Origin of the sequence: Limnohabitans sp. INBF002 (assembly GCF_027924905.1) — a bacterium.
Lineage (GTDB): Bacteria > Pseudomonadota > Gammaproteobacteria > Burkholderiales > Burkholderiaceae_C > Limnohabitans.
On sequence record NZ_AP027055.1, the window covers coordinates 308,494 to 326,293 of the forward strand.

Here is a 17,800-nt window from a genome sequence, read left to right on the forward strand (position 1 = left end):
TTTTCAAACTTCGGTGTTGCTGTTGCGCACGCCACTGGCCACATGGCCTGCGGGCACGTGACGGGCGGCTGACTCGATGTGGCCGGTTTGGTCGTCAAAGAAAAAGTCGGGTTCAAACTCGCGCAAGAACTCGCCTTTTTCAAGGCCGCCCAAGAACATGGCTTCGTCCACCTCAATGTTCCAGTTCATCAGCGTGCGAATGGCGCGCTCGTGCGCGGGTGCGCTGCGCGCGGTGACCAGCGCGGTGCGGATGCGCATGTGCGGCGTGCCCGCTTGCTGCAGCACTTGCAGGGCGGCCAGCAAGGGTTTGAAAGGGCCAGCGGGCAAGGGGTGCGCGGCATTGGTTTGTTCGTGCTGCTGAAACGCATCTAAGCCTTGGGCTTGAAACACGCGCTCGGCTTCGTCGCTGAACAGCACGGCATCACCGTCAAAGGCGATGCGCACTTCGTGTGGGTTGGCCTCTGACGCGTGAGCCGAGTGCGGGTACACCTGCGCGGCAGGCACGCCTGCGTCGAGGGCTGAGCGCACGTCAGACAAATGCGTGGACAAAAACAAGTTGGCGTTGAGCGGACGCAAATAGCGCCAAGGCGATTGCCCGCGTGTGAAGCTGCCGCGTTGAATCGGCAAGCCGTAGTGCTGCGCCGAGCGGAACACGCGCATGCCGCTGACAGGGTCGTTGCGCGAGAGGATGACCACTTCCACGCGTTGTGCCTCAGACGTGTTGAAGGCCAACAGCTTTTGCACCAACGAAAACGCGACGCCGGGTTTGGCGGGGGTTTCGAGGCGGTCAAGCTGCAGGTTCATGTAGGCGCGGTCGTCGCCTTGTTCGAAGACTTGGTTTTCTTCTTCGAAGTCGAACAACGCTCTTGAAGAGATGGCGACGACTAACTTACCGTCTAAAGAAACACCCATGAATTACCTCACCCATTGATTGAGTTGAATGATGGGCAGCATGACCGCTAAAACAATCAGCATCACCATCGCGCCCATTGCCACGATGAGCAAGGGTTCCAGAATCGTCGCCAGTTGCAAAGCGCGGCGTTGCACCTCTTCGCTCAGTTGCGCAGCAGCGCGTTGCAGCATGGTGGGCAGTGTGCCGGTTTGTTCGCCCAAGCGCGAGAACATCACCAGCAAACGCGGAAATCGTGCGTGCTGGGCCAAGGCCGAAGCAAGCGGTGCGCCTTCGCGCACCAGCACCAGTGCGTCTTGTGCGTCGCGTTTGAGGGCCGTGTTGCTCAGCGTGTCTGCTGCCGCTTGCAAGGCCTTCAAAATCGGCACGCCTGCGGTGGCGAGCATGGCCAAGGTACTGGCAAAACGTGCGGCGTTGTAGCCACGGGCCAAGCGACCAATTAAAGGCAGTTGCAACCACGCCGCATCAAAACGCAAACGCACATCGGCTTGTTTCAAGGCGATGTGCCCACCTGCGGTGAAGGTTGCGACCAGCAACAAGCCCCACAACCAAAAATTCTGCACAAAGCTGCTCAAGGCCAACATGAAGCTGGTGAGCGCGGGCAGTTGCTGCTGGTTGCTGCCAAATACCTGCGCCACTTGGGGCACCACATAGGCCAGCAAAAACAGCACGATGACCAAAGCCACCACGCACACGATGGCGGGGTACAGGCCAGCGGCCAACAACTTGCCGCGCAAGTTTTGTTGCTCTTGCAAATCGTCGGCCAAGCGTTCGAGTACCAAACCCAAATGGCCGCTTTGTTCGCCCGCGCCAATCACGGCAGTGAAGATGGCGCTGAACTCACGCGGGTGTTGGCTGAGCGCTTTGGCAAACGGTGCGCCTGCATTCACCTCGGTGCGCAGGGCAGAGACCAAGTCGCGCTGGCGGGGTGTTTCGGCTTCATCGCTGAGGGCTGCCAAAGCACGCTCGAGTGGCAAGCCCGCATTCACCAAGCCCGAGAGCTGGCGCGTCCATACGGCCAGCGCTGTGCTGCTGAAAATCTTGCTTTCCCAAATCACCGTGTTCAAACCGCTGCTGGTGCGCTGCACGGGCTCCACCTTGAGTGGCACCAAGTCTTGCGCACGCAATTGGCTGCGTGCCGTGCGTGCGGTGTCGGCCTCCAACACGCCACGGCGCGTTTGGCCTTGGGCATCTAGGGCTTCAAACGAATAGGCGGGCATGGTGGATCGGGCTTGGTCGCAGAGGTTTAGTCGCAGGGACTTAGTCGCGGGTGACGCGAATCAGTTCTTCGCGGGTGGAAATACCGTGGCGCACCAAGCGTTCGCCGTCGTCACGCATCAGCGTCATGCCGTTGCGGAAAGCGGCGTCGCGCAGTTGCGCTTCGCTGGCTTGGTTGTGGATGAGGGCGCGGATGTCGTCGTTGGTGGTGAGCAATTCAAAAATACCGGTGCGGCCTTGGTAGCCGCTGTGGCCGCAGACATCACAGCCCTTGCCCGCGCAGTGTGTACAGGTTTTGCGCAACAGGCGCTGGGCCAACACGCCCAATAGCGAGGAGCTGAGCAAGAAGGGCTCCACGCCCATGTCGGTCAAACGCGTCACGGCGCTGGCGGCGTCGTTGGTGTGCAGCGTGGCCAGCACCAAGTGGCCGGTGAGCGAGGCTTGGATGGCGATTTGCGCAGTTTCGTAATCGCGAATCTCACCAATCATGATGATGTCTGGGTCTTGGCGCAGGATGGCGCGCAGGGCTTTAGCGAAGTCCAAATCAATCTTGGCGTTCACCTGCGTTTGGCCCACGCCCGCCAGCTCGTATTCAATCGGATCTTCCACCGTCATGATGTTGTTGCGCGTGGCGTCTAGTCCTTGCAGCGCGGCGTACAGCGTGGTGGTTTTGCCCGAGCCCGTGGGGCCGGTGACCAAGATGATGCCGTGCGGTTGGTGCACCAAGGCTTCAAAACGGCGCAGCGTGTCGCCTTCCATGCCCACGGCTTGCAACGTGAGCTTGCTTTCAGTCTTGTCGAGCAAACGCAGCACGGCGCGTTCGCCGTGTGCGCTGGGCAAGGTGGACACCCGCACGTCAATCGCGCGTTGGCCGAGGCGCAAAGAAATGCGGCCATCTTGAGGCAAACGTTTTTCGGCGATGTCCAACTCGGCCATGATTTTTAAGCGTGAAATGAGGGCTGCGTGCAAAGCGCGGTTGGGTTGTACCACTTCGCGCAGCGTGCCGTCTACGCGAAAGCGCACACTGCTGTGGCGTTCGTACGGTTCGATGTGAATGTCGCTCGCGCCATCGCGTGCGGCTTGCGTCAGCAAGGCGTTGAGCATGCGGATGATGGGCGCGTCGTCGGCGGCTTCGAGCAAGTCTTCCACGGCGGGCAGCTCTTGCATCATGCGGGTCAGGTCGGCGTCACTCTCGACTTCGCTCACCACGGCGGCGGCGTTGCTGTCGGCTTGGGCATAGGCCTCGCTGATGCGTTTGGCCAGCGTGGCTTTGTCGGTGTATTCAAACGACTGCACGGCGTGACGGCGTGTGACTTCGCTCCACGCGCTCAGGTCGGGTGCGTCGCTGTGCCACAGCGTGAGCGTGTGGCCATCGTCCTCCAGCAACAGCTGGTGGGTGCGGGCAAAGGCGTAGGGCAGCGGGCGGCGCATGTTTATTGGGCTGGCGTTACGGCTGGCACAGCTGATTGCGGTACGTCCGATTTGCTGTCGGAAGAAGCCTTCGGTTCTTCTTTGGGTTTAGGCACAGGGGCTGGCGGCAGCATCGGCGAATTGCCCGAACCCAAGATGGGGTTGAAGCCGGGCTGTGCGTTTTGTTGCAAGCCCATCATTTGTTGGTAACGGTTGTTGCTGAGCGCATCGGATGACGCGGCATCGCGCATGACGACGGGGCGCAAGAACACCATCAGGTTTTTCTTGGTGCGTGTGCGGCTTTCGCTTTTGAACAACCAGCCAATCACGGGGATGTCACCAAACAAGGGCACTTGACTTGCGCCACCCGAGTATTCGTCAGACAACAAACCACCCAACACGATGATGGAGCCGTCATCGACCAACACATTCGATTCAATGCTGCGCTTGTTGGTGATGAGGCCTGTAGACGACCCGACGGAGTTGGCCACCACGCTCGAGACTTCTTGGAAGATGGTGAGCTTGACGGTGCCGGTTTCGCTGATTTGTGGCTTGACCTTCAGTGTCAAACCCACGTCTTTGCGTTCGACCGTTTGGAACGGATTGACCGAGCCATTGGTGGTGTTGTTGTTGGTGTACTGGCCTGTGACGAACGGCACGTTTTGGCCCACGACAATTTTGGCTTCTTCGTTGTCCAGTGTCAGCAAGGTGGGCGTGGACAACACATTGCCATCGCCGTTTTGTTGCAAGAACGTCGCCAAACTGCCAAGCACATAGGTGCCGTTGATTTGTCGGGCAGTTCCAATGTTCAAGCCGCCACCTAGTGCGTTGAGCGCAGCTGCACCACCCGATGCGCCGATGATGTTGCCTTGTCCAATGGTGGTGCTGATGGGGTTGTTGAAGTTGGTGCCAATGATGCCAATATTGCCACCCGATTGACCCGTGGCGGTTTGCCACTGAATGCCCATTTGTGCTGCCTTGTCGGCATTCACTTCGGCAATCAAACTCTCCACCATCACTTGTGCGCGACGTTGGTCGAGCATGTCAATCACGGCGCGCAGTTGGCGGTATTGGGGTTCGGGCGCGGTGATGATGAGCGAGTTGGTGGCCGTGTCCGCTTGGATTTGACCGCCGGTGGCAGAGCCCACGGATGCGGTGGGGCCACCCAACGTGCTGCCCGATGTTGCCTGTGCAGACGTGGCTGACAAAGGGTTGGCAGCAGGTGTTCCGACTGTTGCGCCAGTGGTGCCTGTCACGCCTGTGGCTTGGCCGCTGACCGCAGCACGCAAGGTGGTGGCCAGTTTGGTCGCGTCGGCGTTTTTCAAATACACCACATGGATGTTGCCGCTGGCGTTGGTGCCGCTGGGTTGGTCGAGTTTGGCGATGAGTGACTTCACCAGCGCCACGCGTGTGGGGTTGGCCGCGCGCAAGATGAGGGCGTTGCTGCGGGGCTCGGCCAGCAGCGTGGTTTTGTATTCAGCCCCTGATTGGCCGGATGCGGCAGCGGTTTGAGGCACCGCGCTACCCGATTCCACCAGGCGCAGCACCAGAGGGGCAAGGTCTACAGCGATGGCGTGTTTGAGTTGAATCACTTCCACGTCACTGGCGTTCGACACATCCAGCGTGGCAATGATGCGGGCCATGCGCTGCAAGTTGTCGGCGTAGTCGGTGATGATGATGGCGTTGTTGCCGGGGTTGACGTTGATGGTGTTGTTGGGGCTGATGAGCGGGCGCAACACGGGCACCAAGTTGTTGGCTTGCTCAAAGTTGAGCTTGAAGATGTGCGTGACGATTTGGCCGTTGCCCGTGCCCCCGCCCACTTTGTCGATTTCTTGCACATTGCCGCCTTGCAGCTTGGCATCCGCCTCGGGGACGATTTTGTAGAGGCCCTTGGTCTCCACCATGGCAAAGCCTTGCAAACGCAAAGCCGCCAAAAACTGGCTCCACGCTTCGTTGGGTGACACGGGCAGTTCGGTGCTGAGGTTGATCGTGCCTTTGACGCGCGGGTCCACCACCAAATTGCGGTTGGACAGTGTGGCCAGTGTGCGTGCGACCGACTCGATTTCGGCGTTCACAAAATTGAGCGTGATGGGCTGCTGCTGTGCGGTGGTCTTTTTGGCGGGAGGCGCTGCTTGCGTGAGCGACAGCCCAATCAAAGCCGGGGCAAGGCCCAAACCCAAGGCAAGAGCCAAGGCTGAGGGTTGAAAGAAAGTGTGTTGTTTAGCCATACGCGTGTTAACCCATTTTCAAAATCGATTTGCTCCCTTGGCGTTGGCCAAGGATGTTCAATAAATTAGAGAGCGCGGCTTCGGCATCTGGTGCGGCCGAGGCCTCACCGGTGAAGCGCAGGTGCCCCTTGTGTAGTTGGCCCGTGCCTTGCAACAGCAGGCTGCCTTCGAGCGTGTCGAGTGTGAGCGCTATGGCGTCGCCGCCTTGCACACGCAAGCGGTAGCTGCCCAAGGGGCGCAAGGTGGACAAGCGTGTTGCCAGCTTTTGCAGCTGCAGCTCGGCTTGGCCTTGCAGTTGGCCAAGGCCAGCTTGTTGGGTCCATTGCAAGTGGTTGGTTTGCAGTTGCAGTTGACCTTCGGGTTGCACGGTGTTCCACGGTGCGCCCAAGCCCACCAGCCAATTGGCTGGCCAGTGAGAGGTGTGGTCGCTGACCTGCACACGCACGCCACGCCACAGAGGGGAGACATCCACGCGCACCGGCTGCGGGGTGCAGCAGGCCGATGCCACGGTGGCGCTAAGCGCCAAGCGCAGGTTGGCAAAGTCGAGGTGAGGGCCCAGCTGCCATGTCACGCGTGTGGGCAGTGCGGTGGTGTTGGCTAGGTTCAGCGGGCCTTCGTTGAGCACCCATTGCGCTGAGCCGTTCCACACTGTGCCTTGCGGGTCTTGCAGCAGCACGCGTTGGCCACTGGCTTGCTCGATCGTCTGCGTCAGCCAATGGGCCGGTGCTTGGGTGATGAGGGCCAACGCCAGACCCAAGCCCGCGCCTGTCCATGCCCAGCGAGTGCTGGCGCTTGGGTGGGGGGCTGGGTTGAGGCGCTGCATCTTGACGGGCTAGGTGAGTTTGAACTGCGTTGGCGTTAAGGCGCTGTGCCGCGCGTGGGCAAACGCAACACCAGGCTGCCATCCCAGGCCACCACAGACGAGGTGGCTGCGGGCGCTGTGCCTGTTGTGTTGCTGCGCGTCAAGTGCGCTTCTACAGGCAAGGCCTGTGCTTGGCTGCGCACTTGTGCCAACCAGTTGGCCAGCGTGGGTGCGGGCACCGCTTTGAGCTGCACGGCCACACGGTCGCCCTGCACGTTCAGTTGTATTTGCGCATTCGGTGTGAGGCCTTGCAATGTGCGCAACGCCTCGTCGCGCGACAGTGGGGTGCGTGTTTGCAAGGCTTTGGCCTGTGCTTGCAGGGCCAACATGTGGTCTTGTTGTTGACCAATTTGGGCACGGCGGTTGTCACTGTCGCGCAAGGTGTTAAGCGCGGGTGCGATGGCGATCGACCAAAACAACAACACGCCGACTAGAACGCCGAGCACCGACACGCCGCGCTGCTCGCGCGGGCTCAAGGCTTGCCAGCGGGCACGTAATGTCATTTCGAGCCCTCCGCCTGCAACACCCACGTGTCGTTGCCGTCTTGACGCAGGCTCAGGCCTTGGGCTTTGAGGCTTGCTACGCCAGAGGCGTTGCTGTCCAGCGTCACACCTTGCACGCGCAGTGCGTGGTTGGCGAAATGAATTTGCGAAGGGGTTTGTCCTGCAGGCAGCACGCCCGCCAAGACTGCGAGCATGGGCTCGAAGTCGGTGCTGGAGGCAGCGCCAGATTTTTGTTGCAGCACATCCACCTCGCGTTGCATTTGCAGTGGCGCGTTGATGACCAAGGTCACGGACGGGAAGGTGGTTGTCAAAATGTGTTGCAACGAGGCTTGTTGTGTCGCCAAGGCACTGCGCTCGCGCCAAGCCAAGGCATTGAGCCCCAGCACTTGCAGGGCGACCAAGGCCACCATGCCCCAGCGCACGGGCTTCCATGCCGGTGCGTGCAGCAAGGTTTGCCATGCGGCTTGCAGTTGGCGTTGCGTACGTTGTGCGCGGCCTTGTGCCCATTCGCCTTGTGCCAAGTCCCAAGCCGATTGGCTGGATTGGACCCAACGTTGTGCCGCACTTTGCAGCGTGGGTTGGCGTTGCAGCGTGCTTTGCACGCGCGCCACCATGGCGGGTTCGGCTTGAATCTGTAAGTCGTCTTGGTTCAGTTCGGCAAAGGCGCGCCACTGGGCGGTGTTGGGGGGCAGCAGCGTCACGCCACGGGCGTGGCACAGCACGCTTTGCGAAGCTTCGGGTTCACCCATCACGTGCAGCACGGGCGTGTCGCTGGGTGAAAGCTCAGGCACGATGCGTTGAATGGTCAGGCCTGCGGCTTGCAGTGGGTTGAGGGCGTCGCGCAACCATTGTTTGTCGCACACCGCGACCAAGGTTTCACCACCTGTGCGGGTCACGCCAGTGGCTTGGGGGTCAAGCACGATGTGCAGCTGTTGCGGGTCGTCGAGCAACCGGTCTTCTAGCAAGCCGTGCAACACGCTTGCCAAGCGTGGGCCGTGACTGGCTGGCGGCAGCTGCACACGCAACCAAGCCAACCGGCTGTGCGGCACCACGGCCACCACTTCGCCCGCGTGGGCCGACAGTGTGGCCGCCGCACCCGTGGCGCTGCGCAACACGCTGTGCCCGTCCGAATGAACGTGGGCATAGCCCGTCGCAGCGGCATTGGCAGAGTGGGGGAGCGCGATGATCAACATGAGAACGGTCATTGTAGAGAGCCAGACTCGCGCCAAAGCACTTTCAAATCTTGGCCCTCGCGCTGCACCAAAGAGCGCTCTTGCAGGGTGGTTTGTGGCATGCGCAGGCGGCCCAACACTTCAAAGTAACGGGTGCTCACGCTGTGCGTGCCCTCTAAGCTGAGGGGGCGCCCCAAGGCTTTTTGAAACGCGTCGATCGTGGCCCAGTGCTGGCGCTCGCGCTGTTGCACCAAGCGTTGCGCATCAGCCAAGCCTAGGCCTGGCACGCTGGCGTACAGCACTTGCACGCTGGCCGTGTTCAGGTTGATGGGGGTGCGTGTGGGCAGCACGGTGATGTACGGGCTGAGCGTCTGCAAGGCTTGCGGCGACAGGCCCAACCAACTGAGTTGTGCCACGCGCTGCGGCATGAGCGGTGCGCTGCTGCTTTGTTTTTGTGCCGCGAGCAAGCCCTGGGTGAGCAGGCTGAGCTGAGTGGGCGGTATGCCGAGCGCGTCAAACAAGCGCTCAAACGCGAGCACGGTGTTGCCATCGAGTTGATCGCCTTGCAGCAAATTGGCCACGTTGAGGCGGCCCTGCAAGTCGTTCACTTGCCCTGACAGCAACACGTGTTGTGCGAGCGGGTCGTCATCTCGGGCGTTGCCAGTGCCGTCTGGCAAGGCCGCTAAGAAACTCGACAGCCGCGCTTCTTGCAGCGGCACAGCCCAAGGTTCGGCCAAGTGGTCGGCGGGCAAATTGACATCGCCCGCCCGCGCGTCTTCGCGCAAGATGACGCGCGCCCAATCCAGCGCCCCTGTCAACAGCCAGCGCGCTTGGGCGCGTTGCCGCTCGGCGCCTTCGACCTCGCTCGATTTCCATTGCTGCCAAAGCGCGCCTGCGGCAAAAGTGGCCACCAACGCCACAGTAAGCATGGCGGCCAGCAGGGCGGCCCCGCGTTGTTTGGGGGGGCGGTGTGCGACGTGCTTCATGTTTTGGTGTTGCTGAAGTTGGGTCGCACCCAGTCCAGGGTGAGGCGGCCTCGCACGCCGGTGCTGGCGGGCAGGTCAATTTGCAGGCGAATGGCGTCTGGCAGCGCACCTTGGCTGGGGGCGGGCGTACCGCTGGTCGTCAAGGTGGCGTTGCTGTTTGCGTCCGTGTTGCCAGCGCTTGAGAGCGGGTTGGTCCATGCGTTGCCACGGAAGTAGGTGAGCTGCCATGCGTCGAGTGGCACCAGCAAAGTTTCCAACGTGGCGTCGTCGCTGCTGGGGTTTTGGCCCCAGCGCTCGGCTTGTGTCCACGCTTGTTGCAAGGCGGCGCGTGTTTGCAAAGGGGCCGATTGCCAACGCAGCCATTGGTTGTTACGCAGTGTCCATGCCACCACCCACAGGCCAGCATCCGCACCGTCGGCACGCCAAACCGTGGCGCGACGGGTGAGGCGCAGCGTGCGGCCATCCCAGTTCACTCCCGCATCGTTGAGGCTGGGCAAGGGCTGCACGGCGTTGAGGTCGGCTTGCCATTGGGCCAGCACGGTTTGCAGCACGGCGGTTTTGTCAACTTGCGCTTGCGTGATGTCGCGGCTGCGCATCAGGCTGTCAAGCCCACGCCAGCTCAACCCCGCCAGCACCGCCATGAGCGTGATGGCGATGAGCAGCTCAATCAGCGTGAAGCCACGTTGTCTTTGCATCAGTAACGCCCCAACACGGTGGTGATGTTGAGCACAGGCGTGGCGGCGTCAAACACTTGCGCATCGACGCGGCGAAACGCGGGGTTGGGCGTGGTGCGCACGGTCAGCGCCACTTCAAAGTTGCGCTCGACTTGCGGGCAAGGCACGCGTGAGTCGCCCACGCCAGGCAGTTGCTGCGAGAGACGAAGTTGGTTCAAGGCGTTGTCTGCACAAATTTGCGCAAGCAGCACATCGGCTTGGCGTTGTGCGTTGCGCGTGAGTGCGCCGCTGACTTTGAGCCCGCTCATCAAAGCGATGGACACGATGGCGAGCGCCACCAACACCTCGATCAAGGTGAAGCCTGATGCGGTGGCTTTGTGCGTCTTGTGCAACGAACTCATGGCACCACCTGGAAAGGCCGCAGGCCGTCTGTGCCAATGCTCAGCGTGGGCGCAGGTTGGGCGCTGTTGGCGGCTGTCACGCTCAGCGTGATGCGTGCAGGTGCAAGGATGGGTTCAGGTCCGAGCACCACCAAGTTGGCGTTGCTGACCGCGGCTTGCGTGCCAATACTTAACCAAGTTTCGGTGCGTGCGGCCAGCGGGCTTCGAATGGCAAAACCTTCAGGTGTGGTTTGCCAAATCGAGGCCACACCGCTGGTGCGCGATTGGGCGCGGGCTGCTTCTAGTACGGCGACCAAGCGCTGTGCTTCGCGCTCGAGTTGGGTTTGGTTGTTGTCGCGCAGCGATAGGCTGACGCCGGCCATGGCAAAGCCGATGATGGCCAGCACCACCAACAGCTCCAACAGGGTCAGGCCGCGCTGGCGCTGCATGGCTGGTTGGGCGCGCGCGTTACTGCCAGCTGCCGAGGTCGGCGTTTTTGCCTTCGCCGCCGGGTTGGCCGTCAGCGCCGAGTGACAGCACATCCACTTCACCCTTCACGCCGGGGTTCATGTATTGGTAAGGGCGGCCCCAGGGGTCGTTGGGCAGCTTGTCGATGTAGGGCTTCCAGTTGAGTGGGGTTGGGCCAGCGGTGGGCTTGGCTACCAAAGCGTTCAGGCCTTGCTCGGCGGTGGGGTAGTTTTGGTTGTCCAAGCGGTAGAGCTTGAGGGCTTGCATGAGGTTGCCCACATCGGTTTTGGCCGCGGTCACGCGTGCGTCGTCCGCACGGTTGAGCACGTTGGGCACCACGAGTGCAGCGAGCACGCCAATGATGGCGAGCACCACCATCAATTCAATCAGCGTGAAGCCGCGTTGGTGTTTGGTTTTTGGGGTGGTTTGAGGCGTATGCATGGGATGAATCATAATCCGCTGATGCTTCGCTACCGCCCTTCATTTGCCACTGTTTTCAGCACGTCGTCGCGCGTGGTGTTGCCCGCCGCTTCGTTGCTGGTGTGGGGTGCCGTGGCGTTCAGCGCGGTGACATGGGGCTTGCGTTGGTCGGCCACGGGCGCTGCGCCAAGCAACGCCACTTCGGTCACACAAACTTTGCCTGGGGTAGATACGTCTGCCGCTGCCCGCAGCCTAGGCGCTGCGCCGGTGCAAGCTGCTGCTGCGCCAAGTTTGGCCAGCCGTTTTCAGTTGCTCGGCGTCATGGCTGGCGGGCCTGATGCCGGTGCCGCCCTGATCGCGGTGGACGGCAAACCGGCCAAGCCCTACCGTGTGGGTGCGGCGGTGGCCGAGGGCTTGGTTGTGCAATCAGCCCAAGGCCGTCGTGTGCATTTAGGCGCGTCGATGGACGGGCCGCAAACCTTGGCGCTGGAACTGCCAGCCAAGAAATAAAAAAGGGTAGCGCGCTACCCTTTTTGCTTTGGCGTCAACGCACTTCAGCGTTGCAAGAACAAGCGGTACGCGGGGTTCAACGTTTCTTCCACATACGGGTAGCCCAAGCCTTCTAAAAACGCAGCGAATGCTTTGTTGTCGGTCTTGGGCACTTGCAAACCCATCAGGATGCGACCGTAGTCCGCGCCTTGGTTGCGGTAGTGGAACAGGCTGATGTTCCAGCCCGGGCGCATGGCCAGCAAAAACTTCATCAATGCACCGGGGCGCTCGGGGAATTCAAAACGCAAGATGCGTTCTTCGTGTGCGAGCGATGAGTGGCCGCCCACCATGTGGCGGATGTGCTCTTTGGCCAGTTCGTCGTGCGTGAGGTCAATGGCTTCAAACCCACTCTTGGTGAAGTGCGCAGCCATCTTGCTGCTTTCGCCTTTCACGCCCGTGGTCAAACCCACAAAAACGTGGGCCTTGGCTTGGTCGCTCATGCGGTAGTTGAACTCGGTCACATTGCGGGGCGATTTGCTGCCGCCAAAGCTGGGCAGTTTGCCAATCAGCTCGCAAAAGCGGCGCAGGCTGCCGGGCTGCTCAGGGATGGTCACGGCAAACAAGGCTTCGCGTTCTTCACCCACTTCGGCACGCTCGGCCACAAAGCGCAAGCGGTCGAAGTTCATGTTGGCGCCACACAAAATGGCAGCGTAGGTTTCGCCCTTGGTCTTGTGCTCGGCCACGTATTGTTTGATGGCGGCCACGGCCAAAGCGCCTGCGGGCTCGACGATGCTGCGGGTGTCCACAAACACGTCTTTGATGGCGGCGCACACGGCGTCGGTGTCCACCGTGATGTAGCTGTCGACCAAGTTTTTAGACACGCGGAAAGTCTCTTCGCCCACCAGCTTCACGGCGGTGCCGTCGGAGAACAAGCCCACGTCGTTGAGCGTGACGCGTTTGCCTTTGGCCACCGACTGCATCATGGCTGAGGAGTCGTCCATTTGCACGCCAATGACTTTGATCTCGGGGCGCACGGCCTTGATGTAGTTGGCCACGCCTGCAATCAGGCCGCCGCCGCCTATGGCCACAAACACCGCGTCAAGCGGTCCTTGGTGCTGGCGCAGCATTTCCATGGCAATCGTGCCTTGGCCGGCGATGACATCGGGGTCGTCAAACGGGTGCACAAAGGTCATGCCATTTTTCTTTTCCAGCATGGCCGCGTGTTGGTAGGCGTCGGAGTAGCTCTCGCCCGCCAACACCACCTCGCCGCCCAAGGCTTTGACGGCTTCAATCTTCACGCTGGGCGTGGTGGTGGGCATGACGATGATGGCTTTGGTGCCTAGGCGCTTGGCACCCAGCGCCACGCCTTGTGCGTGGTTGCCAGCAGAGGCGCAAATGACGCCCTTCTTGAGCTGTTCGGGCGTGAGGTGCGCCATCTTGTTGTACGCGCCGCGCAGTTTGAAGCTGTGCACGGGCTGCTGGTCTTCGCGCTTCAACAGCACGGTGTTGTGAATTCGACGGCTGAGGTTCTTGGCCACCTCCAGCGCAGATTCAACGGCCACGTCGTACACACGGGCGGTCAAGATTTTCTTCAAGTAATCAGCGGGCTGTAGCGCGCGCGCTTTGGGAGTGCGGGTAGACATGGGGTGATTGTCTCTTAAGCCGTGGATACGCAATCTCTGAGTGGTGCGAGATGCGAATGCATTGGCTTTGTTTCAAAGTCACGGTTCCAACCCTCAATTTTTAAATATTGCATGCATGATATAAAATATGAATTACGAAATTTTTGTTCTTTGCAACTTCGGTGCAAGCCTTGATTGATAAATGGCCTGTCGGCATTTACGCCAGTTTTGTGCGTATCGCTGAGCAAATGGTGGTCAGTGGGCCTAACCTGGGCATGCCCTACACAAGGGCCATGGACGATGGTTTGTATGAAATTCGGGCGCGTGGCCTTGAGGGCATTGGTCGGGCGTTCTTTTGCTGCATCAAGGGGCGTCGCGTGGTCATCTTGCATGGTTTTGTGAAAAAGACCCAAGCCACCCCGATCAAAGAACTTCGACTGGCCAAACAACGAATGAAAGAGGTGTTGAATGACTAAGGCAACCCAAGCGCAATTTAAGCCTGTTGCTTTCAATCCGAAGCAAACAGCGGCACAAAAACGTGCGGCTGATCCTGCTTTTCAAAAAGCATACGACGCGTTAGAAGACGAATTTGCTGCATTGGCTGAGCTACTTAAGGCGCGTAAAGAAGCAGGCTTAACGCAAGCGGATGTGGCCCAGCGCATGGGGGTGAGTCAACCTGTGCTGGCGCGTATTGAATCTAGCTTGGGTAGCCGCAATCACGCGCCTTCGCTCAGTACCTTGCGTCGTTACGCGCAGGCGTGTGGCAAACGCTTGGTGATCAGCATGGTTTGATGCGCGGACGAAAAAAAACCCCGAGTTTTGCAACTCGGGGCATGAATCCACTTTTGAGGGTGGAGGAGACAAGCCTGAATTGTATGCAAATTTTGTTGCGGCGCAACATTTGTATGACAATCTCAAGCTGATTTTTTGGAGAACAACATGGAATGCACCGTCAGCTGGACCGGCAACTCTGGCACCCGCTCAGGCATGGGCTTTATTGCAGAAACAGGCAGCGGCCATGTGGTGGCCATGGACGGCGCACCTGATGCTGCCAAGCCCGAAAACGGCGGCCAAAACTTGGCCCCTCGCCCTATGGAGCTTTTGTTGGCGGGCACAGGCGGCTGCACGGCCTATGACGTGGTGCTCATCTTGAAGCGTGGCCGTCACAACGTGCAAGGCTGCAGCGTGAAGATCAGCAGCGAGCGCGCCACCGAAGACCCCAAGGTGTTCACCAAAATCAATATGCACTTCACCGTCACAGGCCAAGGCGTGCCTGCTAGCGCGGTAGAACGTGCGATTGCCATGAGCCACGACAAATACTGCTCGGCCAGCATCATGCTGGGCAAAACCGCAGACATCACCACCAGCTTTGTGCTGGTAGAAGCCTAAAACACAGGGTTAGATGCGGTGCGCCACGGTGGTCATCACCTTGGCGGCCACTTGCATCATGGCTTTGAAAGGTGCGGGCAGCTCTGCTGAGCCAGCAGCCATGGCCTCTTTGGCGTGCTGGGCCTCGTCCACCTTCATTTGCGCCACGATGGCACGGCTGGGCCCGTCATTGGCGGGCAGCAAGCCCAAGTGGCTTTCTAAATGGGCTTCGACTTGACGCTCGGTCTCCACCACAAAGCCTAGGCTCATGCGGTCGCCGCCCAGTTTGGCCGCGGCGTAGCCAATGCCGAACGCGCCTGCATACCAAAGCGGGTTCAGCAGGCTGGTGCGCCCGCCCAACTCTTGTAGACGGTGTTCGACCCAAGCCAAATGGTCGGTTTCTTCGTTGCATGCCGCCGTGAGGTGCTGGCGCAGGGTGTTGTTCTTGGTCGCCAAGGCTTGGGCGGTGTACAGCGCTTGAGCGCACACCTCGCCCACGTGGTTCACGCGCATCAGCGCAGACGCTTCGCGCTTTTCAGCGTCGGTCAGTGGGGCGGGGGGGGGTACTTCGGCCGCCCACATGGGGGTAGGGCGGTTGGCGTGGTGGTTGGCAAACACGGTGCGCAAGGCGCTGTCAGCGGCAATAAGAAGAACATCCATACGCTAAGTTTAAGACGTAAGCCAAGAGACCTTAGGCGCCAGATAAGCGCCCGCCCATCAGGTTTGTCGTTTTTTGAAGATTCACCATTTCACAAGGGTTTGCGAGGGGGTGGGCTTTTGTTTGTTGCATGAATGCAACGAAACATCCCTATTTTTGGCTCTTGTCATAGTCCTTTGCACGCTCGTCTGGTTCAATACGTGCAACTTCCCGAAAACGGAGGTTGGTTCTGAAAAATTCAGAACCCCTGTTCAAACCTTGGAGAACCTTGAAATGAAAAAAACCCTCGTTGCTATCGCAGCAATCGCCGCTTCTACTGGCGCTTTCGCACAATCTTCTGTGTCTTTGTATGGTGTGTTGGACTACGGTTACAGCCAAATTACAAACCGCACAAATGGTGCTGTTGACGGCAAGAAGCAAGCATTTGCATTTAGCTCAAACGACTCTAGCCGTTGGGGCCTGACTGGTACTGAAGACATGGGCAATGGCTTGAAGGCTTCCTTCCGTGTTGAGCAAGGTATCGGCACAAACCCACGTTCTGGCTTTGAAGCCAACGAAGCCAACATCAGCGGCACCAACTCTGGTAACGCCACCACATTGGACAACACCGTGATCGGTGACCGCGAACTGTGGGCTGCTATCGAAATGGGTAACACCACTGTGAAATTGGGCTACGGTGGTACTGCTTTGCGTTCACTGGCTTTGGCTACTGACGCCGCTAGCACTAACGGCGTGGGTAACCCCATCGCTCACGAAGCTGGTACAAACCGCCGTGCTGGCGTGACTGTGACTCAAAAATTGGGCGCATTCACAGCTTCTGCACAAGTGTCTCGCAACAAAGACAGCAACTTGTCTGCTGGTAGCACCGCTGACAAAGTGGCACAAAAAGACACAGGTTACAACTATGGTTTGACTTATGCACAAGGTCCATTGACTTTGGGTGTGGCTCAAGACAAAGTAACAAACATTGGCGCTGAGTTCGCCGCAGCCGCTGATATCAACGCTGGTTCTTCTGTCTATGCAACACCAATCAAAGCTTCGGCTGCTGATTCTGTGACAACCACAACAGTTGCTGGTGGTACATATGACTTCGGTAAAGTGAAAGCTTTTGCGCAGTACTACACCGTTAATGTTGACAATAAGTTGTCTGTGAATGCAGCCGGTGAAGGTAAAAAGAAAGCTTACAGCCTCGGCTTGCAAGCGCCTATGGGTGCTGTGACATTGCTGGGTCAAGTTGTGCGTGGCACTAACAGCCAAGCTGCAGTCGCCACAAATGCAGGTGAAGACCGCGCGTGGACTGGCTACACATTGGGTGCACGTTATGCTTTGAGCAAGCGCACATATGCTTACGGTTATACAGGTCAGTACAAAACTGCTGCCGGTTCTGTGACCGCTACATTCGGCGACGAATCTAAGCGTAACCAAACATCTGTTGGTGTTGTCCACTCTTTCTAATCCCATTGCTGGCATAAGTCAGCTTAGGATTTAAAAGATCTAAAGCCCCATCCCTTGCAAAAGTGGTGGGGTTTTTTATTAAAAAAACATATTGGAGACTGAAATGACTTCCATTTCAAAAATTGCTTTGGCTTGTGCTGCATTGGTTGCTGCATCAGGTGCGTTCGCACAAAAAGCTGGTGACAACATTATCAGCATTGGCTTGGCATCGATTAACCCAGACGCTTCTGTAGGCCCTTTAACCAACACGACTCTGGTTCCCGGTGGCGGCGGTGCAACATACGGAATGCTGCTTGCTGGTACCACTGCTAATGTCAGCAGCGAAACTACAGTAGCTATCGGTTGGTTACGTATGTTTACGGATAACGTGGGCGCCGAACTCACCATGGGATTGCCACCTACAGTGACCCAAGATTTGACAACGCCTCATGTTCCAGGAAGCACAAGCCATCCTGGCGCAGCTAGGATCGACGTTTGGACACCAACAATTGTTGGTAAGTATTTCTTTGGTGCAGCACAAGATACTTGGCGCCCGTATGTAGGTTTAGGTGTCTCTCGTGTGTCATTTCACAATATTTCAATTAACAGAGCCGATCCCGCAGTGCTTGGGCTTGCCGGTACTTCTGCCAACTTGAGCTCATCTTGGACCCCTGTGTATAACGCTGGTGTGATTTACAACATCGACGATAAGTGGAGTATCAGTGCTTCGGTGGCATATTTACCCATCAAAACAGATGCGACCTTTGTTGGGACAGATGGCACAACAACAGGATCCGTCAAACTCAATACCACTGACTATGTAGTGAAGATGGGCTACCGCTTCTAATTTTCACGCTGGCTTTTAGCCAGTTGAGGATTTAAAGTCTTAAACCCCCATCGTGGCAACACGGTGGGGGTTTTATTTGTCTGTACGAAAACGCTCGTCGTGCGCTTGTCACTTGCGTCAGCAGTGTTGCTATTGCTCAGTACGTTCGGCA

Annotated in this window: 20 protein-coding genes; 6 read left to right on the forward strand and 14 right to left on the reverse strand. The window is 58.9% G+C overall.

The window, feature by feature from the left end; genetic code table 11:
• Positions 1–3: 3 nt before the first annotated feature.
• Genes QMG15_RS01605 through gspG form a run of 12 tightly spaced genes read right to left on the reverse strand, consistent with a single transcriptional unit; the run spans position 4 to position 11,252 of the window.
• Entirely contained in the window at positions 4–912 is a 909-nt protein-coding gene (locus QMG15_RS01605) for a 5'-nucleotidase (RefSeq protein ID WP_281789179.1), read from the reverse strand.
• 3 nt (positions 913–915) lie between these two features.
• On the reverse strand, positions 916–2,130 hold the full coding sequence (gspF, locus tag QMG15_RS01610) for a type II secretion system inner membrane protein GspF (protein ID WP_281789180.1): 1,215 nt from the start codon (positions 2,128–2,130) through the stop codon (positions 916–918).
• A gap of 40 nt (positions 2,131–2,170) precedes the next feature.
• The gene (locus QMG15_RS01615) at positions 2,171–3,559 is read right to left on the reverse strand and encodes an ATPase, T2SS/T4P/T4SS family (protein ID WP_281789181.1); all 1,389 of its coding nucleotides are present in this window, start codon (positions 3,557–3,559) and stop codon (positions 2,171–2,173) included.
• A 2-nt stretch (positions 3,560–3,561) separates the two neighbouring features.
• Positions 3,562–5,766: a type II secretion system secretin GspD gene (gspD, locus tag QMG15_RS01620; RefSeq protein ID WP_281789182.1), complete on the reverse strand. Its 2,205-nt coding sequence runs from the start codon at positions 5,764–5,766 to the stop codon at positions 3,562–3,564.
• A gap of 7 nt (positions 5,767–5,773) precedes the next feature.
• A complete protein-coding gene (gspN, locus tag QMG15_RS01625; RefSeq protein WP_281789183.1) occupies positions 5,774–6,589 on the reverse strand; it encodes a type II secretion system protein N in 816 nt (271 codons plus the stop codon).
• A gap of 35 nt (positions 6,590–6,624) precedes the next feature.
• The gene (gene gspM, locus QMG15_RS01630) at positions 6,625–7,131 is read right to left on the reverse strand and encodes a type II secretion system protein GspM (protein ID WP_281789184.1); all 507 of its coding nucleotides are present in this window, start codon (positions 7,129–7,131) and stop codon (positions 6,625–6,627) included.
• A complete protein-coding gene (gene gspL, locus QMG15_RS01635; protein WP_281789185.1) occupies positions 7,128–8,324 on the reverse strand; it encodes a type II secretion system protein GspL in 1,197 nt (398 codons plus the stop codon). Before gspL ends, gspM begins: the two co-directional genes overlap by 4 nt.
• A gap of 8 nt (positions 8,325–8,332) precedes the next feature.
• On the reverse strand, positions 8,333–9,289 hold the full coding sequence (gene gspK / locus QMG15_RS01640; RefSeq protein ID WP_281789186.1) for a type II secretion system minor pseudopilin GspK: 957 nt from the start codon (positions 9,287–9,289) through the stop codon (positions 8,333–8,335).
• Complete coding sequence (locus QMG15_RS01645; RefSeq protein ID WP_281789187.1) at positions 9,286–9,984, reverse strand: prepilin-type N-terminal cleavage/methylation domain-containing protein; 699 nt, start codon at positions 9,982–9,984, stop codon at positions 9,286–9,288. The genes gspK and QMG15_RS01645 overlap by 4 nt, the downstream gene beginning before the upstream one ends.
• Positions 9,984–10,364: a type II secretion system minor pseudopilin GspI gene (gspI, locus tag QMG15_RS01650; protein ID WP_281789188.1), complete on the reverse strand. Its 381-nt coding sequence runs from the start codon at positions 10,362–10,364 to the stop codon at positions 9,984–9,986. Before gspI ends, QMG15_RS01645 begins: the two co-directional genes overlap by 1 nt.
• Positions 10,361–10,792, reverse strand: coding sequence for a prepilin-type N-terminal cleavage/methylation domain-containing protein (locus QMG15_RS01655; protein ID WP_281789189.1), 432 nt, complete (start codon positions 10,790–10,792; stop codon positions 10,361–10,363). Before QMG15_RS01655 ends, gspI begins: the two co-directional genes overlap by 4 nt.
• A 19-nt stretch (positions 10,793–10,811) precedes the next feature.
• Complete coding sequence (gene gspG, locus QMG15_RS01660) at positions 10,812–11,252, reverse strand: type II secretion system major pseudopilin GspG (protein WP_281789190.1); 441 nt, start codon at positions 11,250–11,252, stop codon at positions 10,812–10,814.
• 3 nt (positions 11,253–11,255) lie between these two features.
• Between gspG and QMG15_RS01665 the strand changes: the two genes are divergently transcribed.
• Positions 11,256–11,741, forward strand: coding sequence for a type II secretion system protein N (locus tag QMG15_RS01665; RefSeq protein WP_281789192.1), 486 nt, complete (start codon positions 11,256–11,258; stop codon positions 11,739–11,741).
• A gap of 44 nt (positions 11,742–11,785) precedes the next feature.
• On the opposite strand, the gene ilvA is transcribed toward QMG15_RS01665, so the two are convergent.
• Positions 11,786–13,363, reverse strand: coding sequence for a threonine ammonia-lyase, biosynthetic (gene ilvA / locus QMG15_RS01670; RefSeq protein WP_281789193.1), 1,578 nt, complete (start codon positions 13,361–13,363; stop codon positions 11,786–11,788).
• Positions 13,364–13,533: 170 nt separating this feature from the next.
• On the opposite strand from ilvA, the gene QMG15_RS01675 reads away from it, so the two are divergent.
• From QMG15_RS01675 to QMG15_RS01685, 3 genes are all read left to right on the forward strand, one after another.
• Positions 13,534–13,818, forward strand: coding sequence for a type II toxin-antitoxin system RelE/ParE family toxin (locus QMG15_RS01675; RefSeq protein WP_281789195.1), 285 nt, complete (start codon positions 13,534–13,536; stop codon positions 13,816–13,818).
• Positions 13,811–14,134 (forward strand): helix-turn-helix transcriptional regulator, encoded by a 324-nt coding sequence (locus tag QMG15_RS01680; RefSeq protein ID WP_281789196.1) that lies wholly within the window; start codon positions 13,811–13,813, stop codon positions 14,132–14,134. The genes QMG15_RS01675 and QMG15_RS01680 overlap by 8 nt, the downstream gene beginning before the upstream one ends.
• Before the next feature lie 147 nt (positions 14,135–14,281).
• Positions 14,282–14,731, forward strand: a complete 450-nt coding sequence (locus tag QMG15_RS01685) for an OsmC family protein (protein WP_281789197.1) — start codon at positions 14,282–14,284, stop codon at positions 14,729–14,731.
• 9 nt (positions 14,732–14,740) lie between these two features.
• Here QMG15_RS01685 and coq7 read toward each other — a convergent pair whose 3' ends face one another.
• Positions 14,741–15,370, reverse strand: a complete 630-nt coding sequence (gene coq7 / locus QMG15_RS01690; protein ID WP_281789198.1) for a 2-polyprenyl-3-methyl-6-methoxy-1,4-benzoquinone monooxygenase — start codon at positions 15,368–15,370, stop codon at positions 14,741–14,743.
• 73 nt (positions 15,371–15,443) lie between these two features.
• Here coq7 and QMG15_RS01695 point away from each other — a divergent pair, with 73 nt between their 5' ends.
• Both QMG15_RS01695 and QMG15_RS01700 read left to right on the forward strand, forming a co-directional pair.
• Entirely contained in the window at positions 15,444–16,823 is a 1,380-nt protein-coding gene (locus QMG15_RS01695; RefSeq protein WP_281789199.1) for a porin, read from the forward strand.
• A gap of 103 nt (positions 16,824–16,926) precedes the next feature.
• Positions 16,927–17,649 carry an OmpW family outer membrane protein gene (locus tag QMG15_RS01700; protein WP_281789200.1) on the forward strand — a complete coding sequence of 241 codons (723 nt, stop codon included), beginning with the start codon at positions 16,927–16,929 and terminating at the stop codon, positions 17,647–17,649.
• Positions 17,650–17,800: the final 151 nt, after the last annotated feature.

What these genes read in the sequence shown, in the direction of transcription:
- QMG15_RS01605 (WP_281789179.1), bottom strand. Translation starts at nt 912, where the DNA reads ATGGGTGTTTCTTTAGACGGTAAGTTAGTCGTCGCCATCTCTTCAAGA.
- gspF (WP_281789180.1), bottom strand. Translation starts at nt 2,130, where the DNA reads ATGCCCGCCTATTCGTTTGAAGCCCTAGATGCCCAAGGCCAAACGCGC.
- QMG15_RS01615 (WP_281789181.1), bottom strand. Translation starts at nt 3,559, where the DNA reads ATGCGCCGCCCGCTGCCCTACGCCTTTGCCCGCACCCACCAGCTGTTG.
- gspD (WP_281789182.1), bottom strand. Translation starts at nt 5,766, where the DNA reads ATGGCTAAACAACACACTTTCTTTCAACCCTCAGCCTTGGCTCTTGCC.
- gspN (WP_281789183.1), bottom strand. Translation starts at nt 6,589, where the DNA reads ATGCAGCGCCTCAACCCAGCCCCCCACCCAAGCGCCAGCACTCGCTGG.
- gspM (WP_281789184.1), bottom strand. Translation starts at nt 7,131, where the DNA reads ATGACATTACGTGCCCGCTGGCAAGCCTTGAGCCCGCGCGAGCAGCGC.
- gspL (WP_281789185.1), bottom strand. Translation starts at nt 8,324, where the DNA reads ATGTTGATCATCGCGCTCCCCCACTCTGCCAATGCCGCTGCGACGGGC.
- gspK (WP_281789186.1), bottom strand. Translation starts at nt 9,289, where the DNA reads ATGAAGCACGTCGCACACCGCCCCCCCAAACAACGCGGGGCCGCCCTG.
- QMG15_RS01645 (WP_281789187.1), bottom strand. Translation starts at nt 9,984, where the DNA reads ATGCAAAGACAACGTGGCTTCACGCTGATTGAGCTGCTCATCGCCATC.
- gspI (WP_281789188.1), bottom strand. Translation starts at nt 10,364, where the DNA reads ATGAGTTCGTTGCACAAGACGCACAAAGCCACCGCATCAGGCTTCACC.
- QMG15_RS01655 (WP_281789189.1), bottom strand. Translation starts at nt 10,792, where the DNA reads ATGCAGCGCCAGCGCGGCCTGACCCTGTTGGAGCTGTTGGTGGTGCTG.
- gspG (WP_281789190.1), bottom strand. Translation starts at nt 11,252, where the DNA reads ATGCATACGCCTCAAACCACCCCAAAAACCAAACACCAACGCGGCTTC.
- QMG15_RS01665 (WP_281789192.1), top strand. Translation starts at nt 11,256, where the DNA reads ATGAATCATAATCCGCTGATGCTTCGCTACCGCCCTTCATTTGCCACT.
- ilvA (WP_281789193.1), bottom strand. Translation starts at nt 13,363, where the DNA reads ATGTCTACCCGCACTCCCAAAGCGCGCGCGCTACAGCCCGCTGATTAC.
- QMG15_RS01680 (WP_281789196.1), top strand. Translation starts at nt 13,811, where the DNA reads ATGACTAAGGCAACCCAAGCGCAATTTAAGCCTGTTGCTTTCAATCCG.
- QMG15_RS01685 (WP_281789197.1), top strand. Translation starts at nt 14,282, where the DNA reads ATGGAATGCACCGTCAGCTGGACCGGCAACTCTGGCACCCGCTCAGGC.
- coq7 (WP_281789198.1), bottom strand. Translation starts at nt 15,370, where the DNA reads ATGGATGTTCTTCTTATTGCCGCTGACAGCGCCTTGCGCACCGTGTTT.
- QMG15_RS01700 (WP_281789200.1), top strand. Translation starts at nt 16,927, where the DNA reads ATGACTTCCATTTCAAAAATTGCTTTGGCTTGTGCTGCATTGGTTGCT.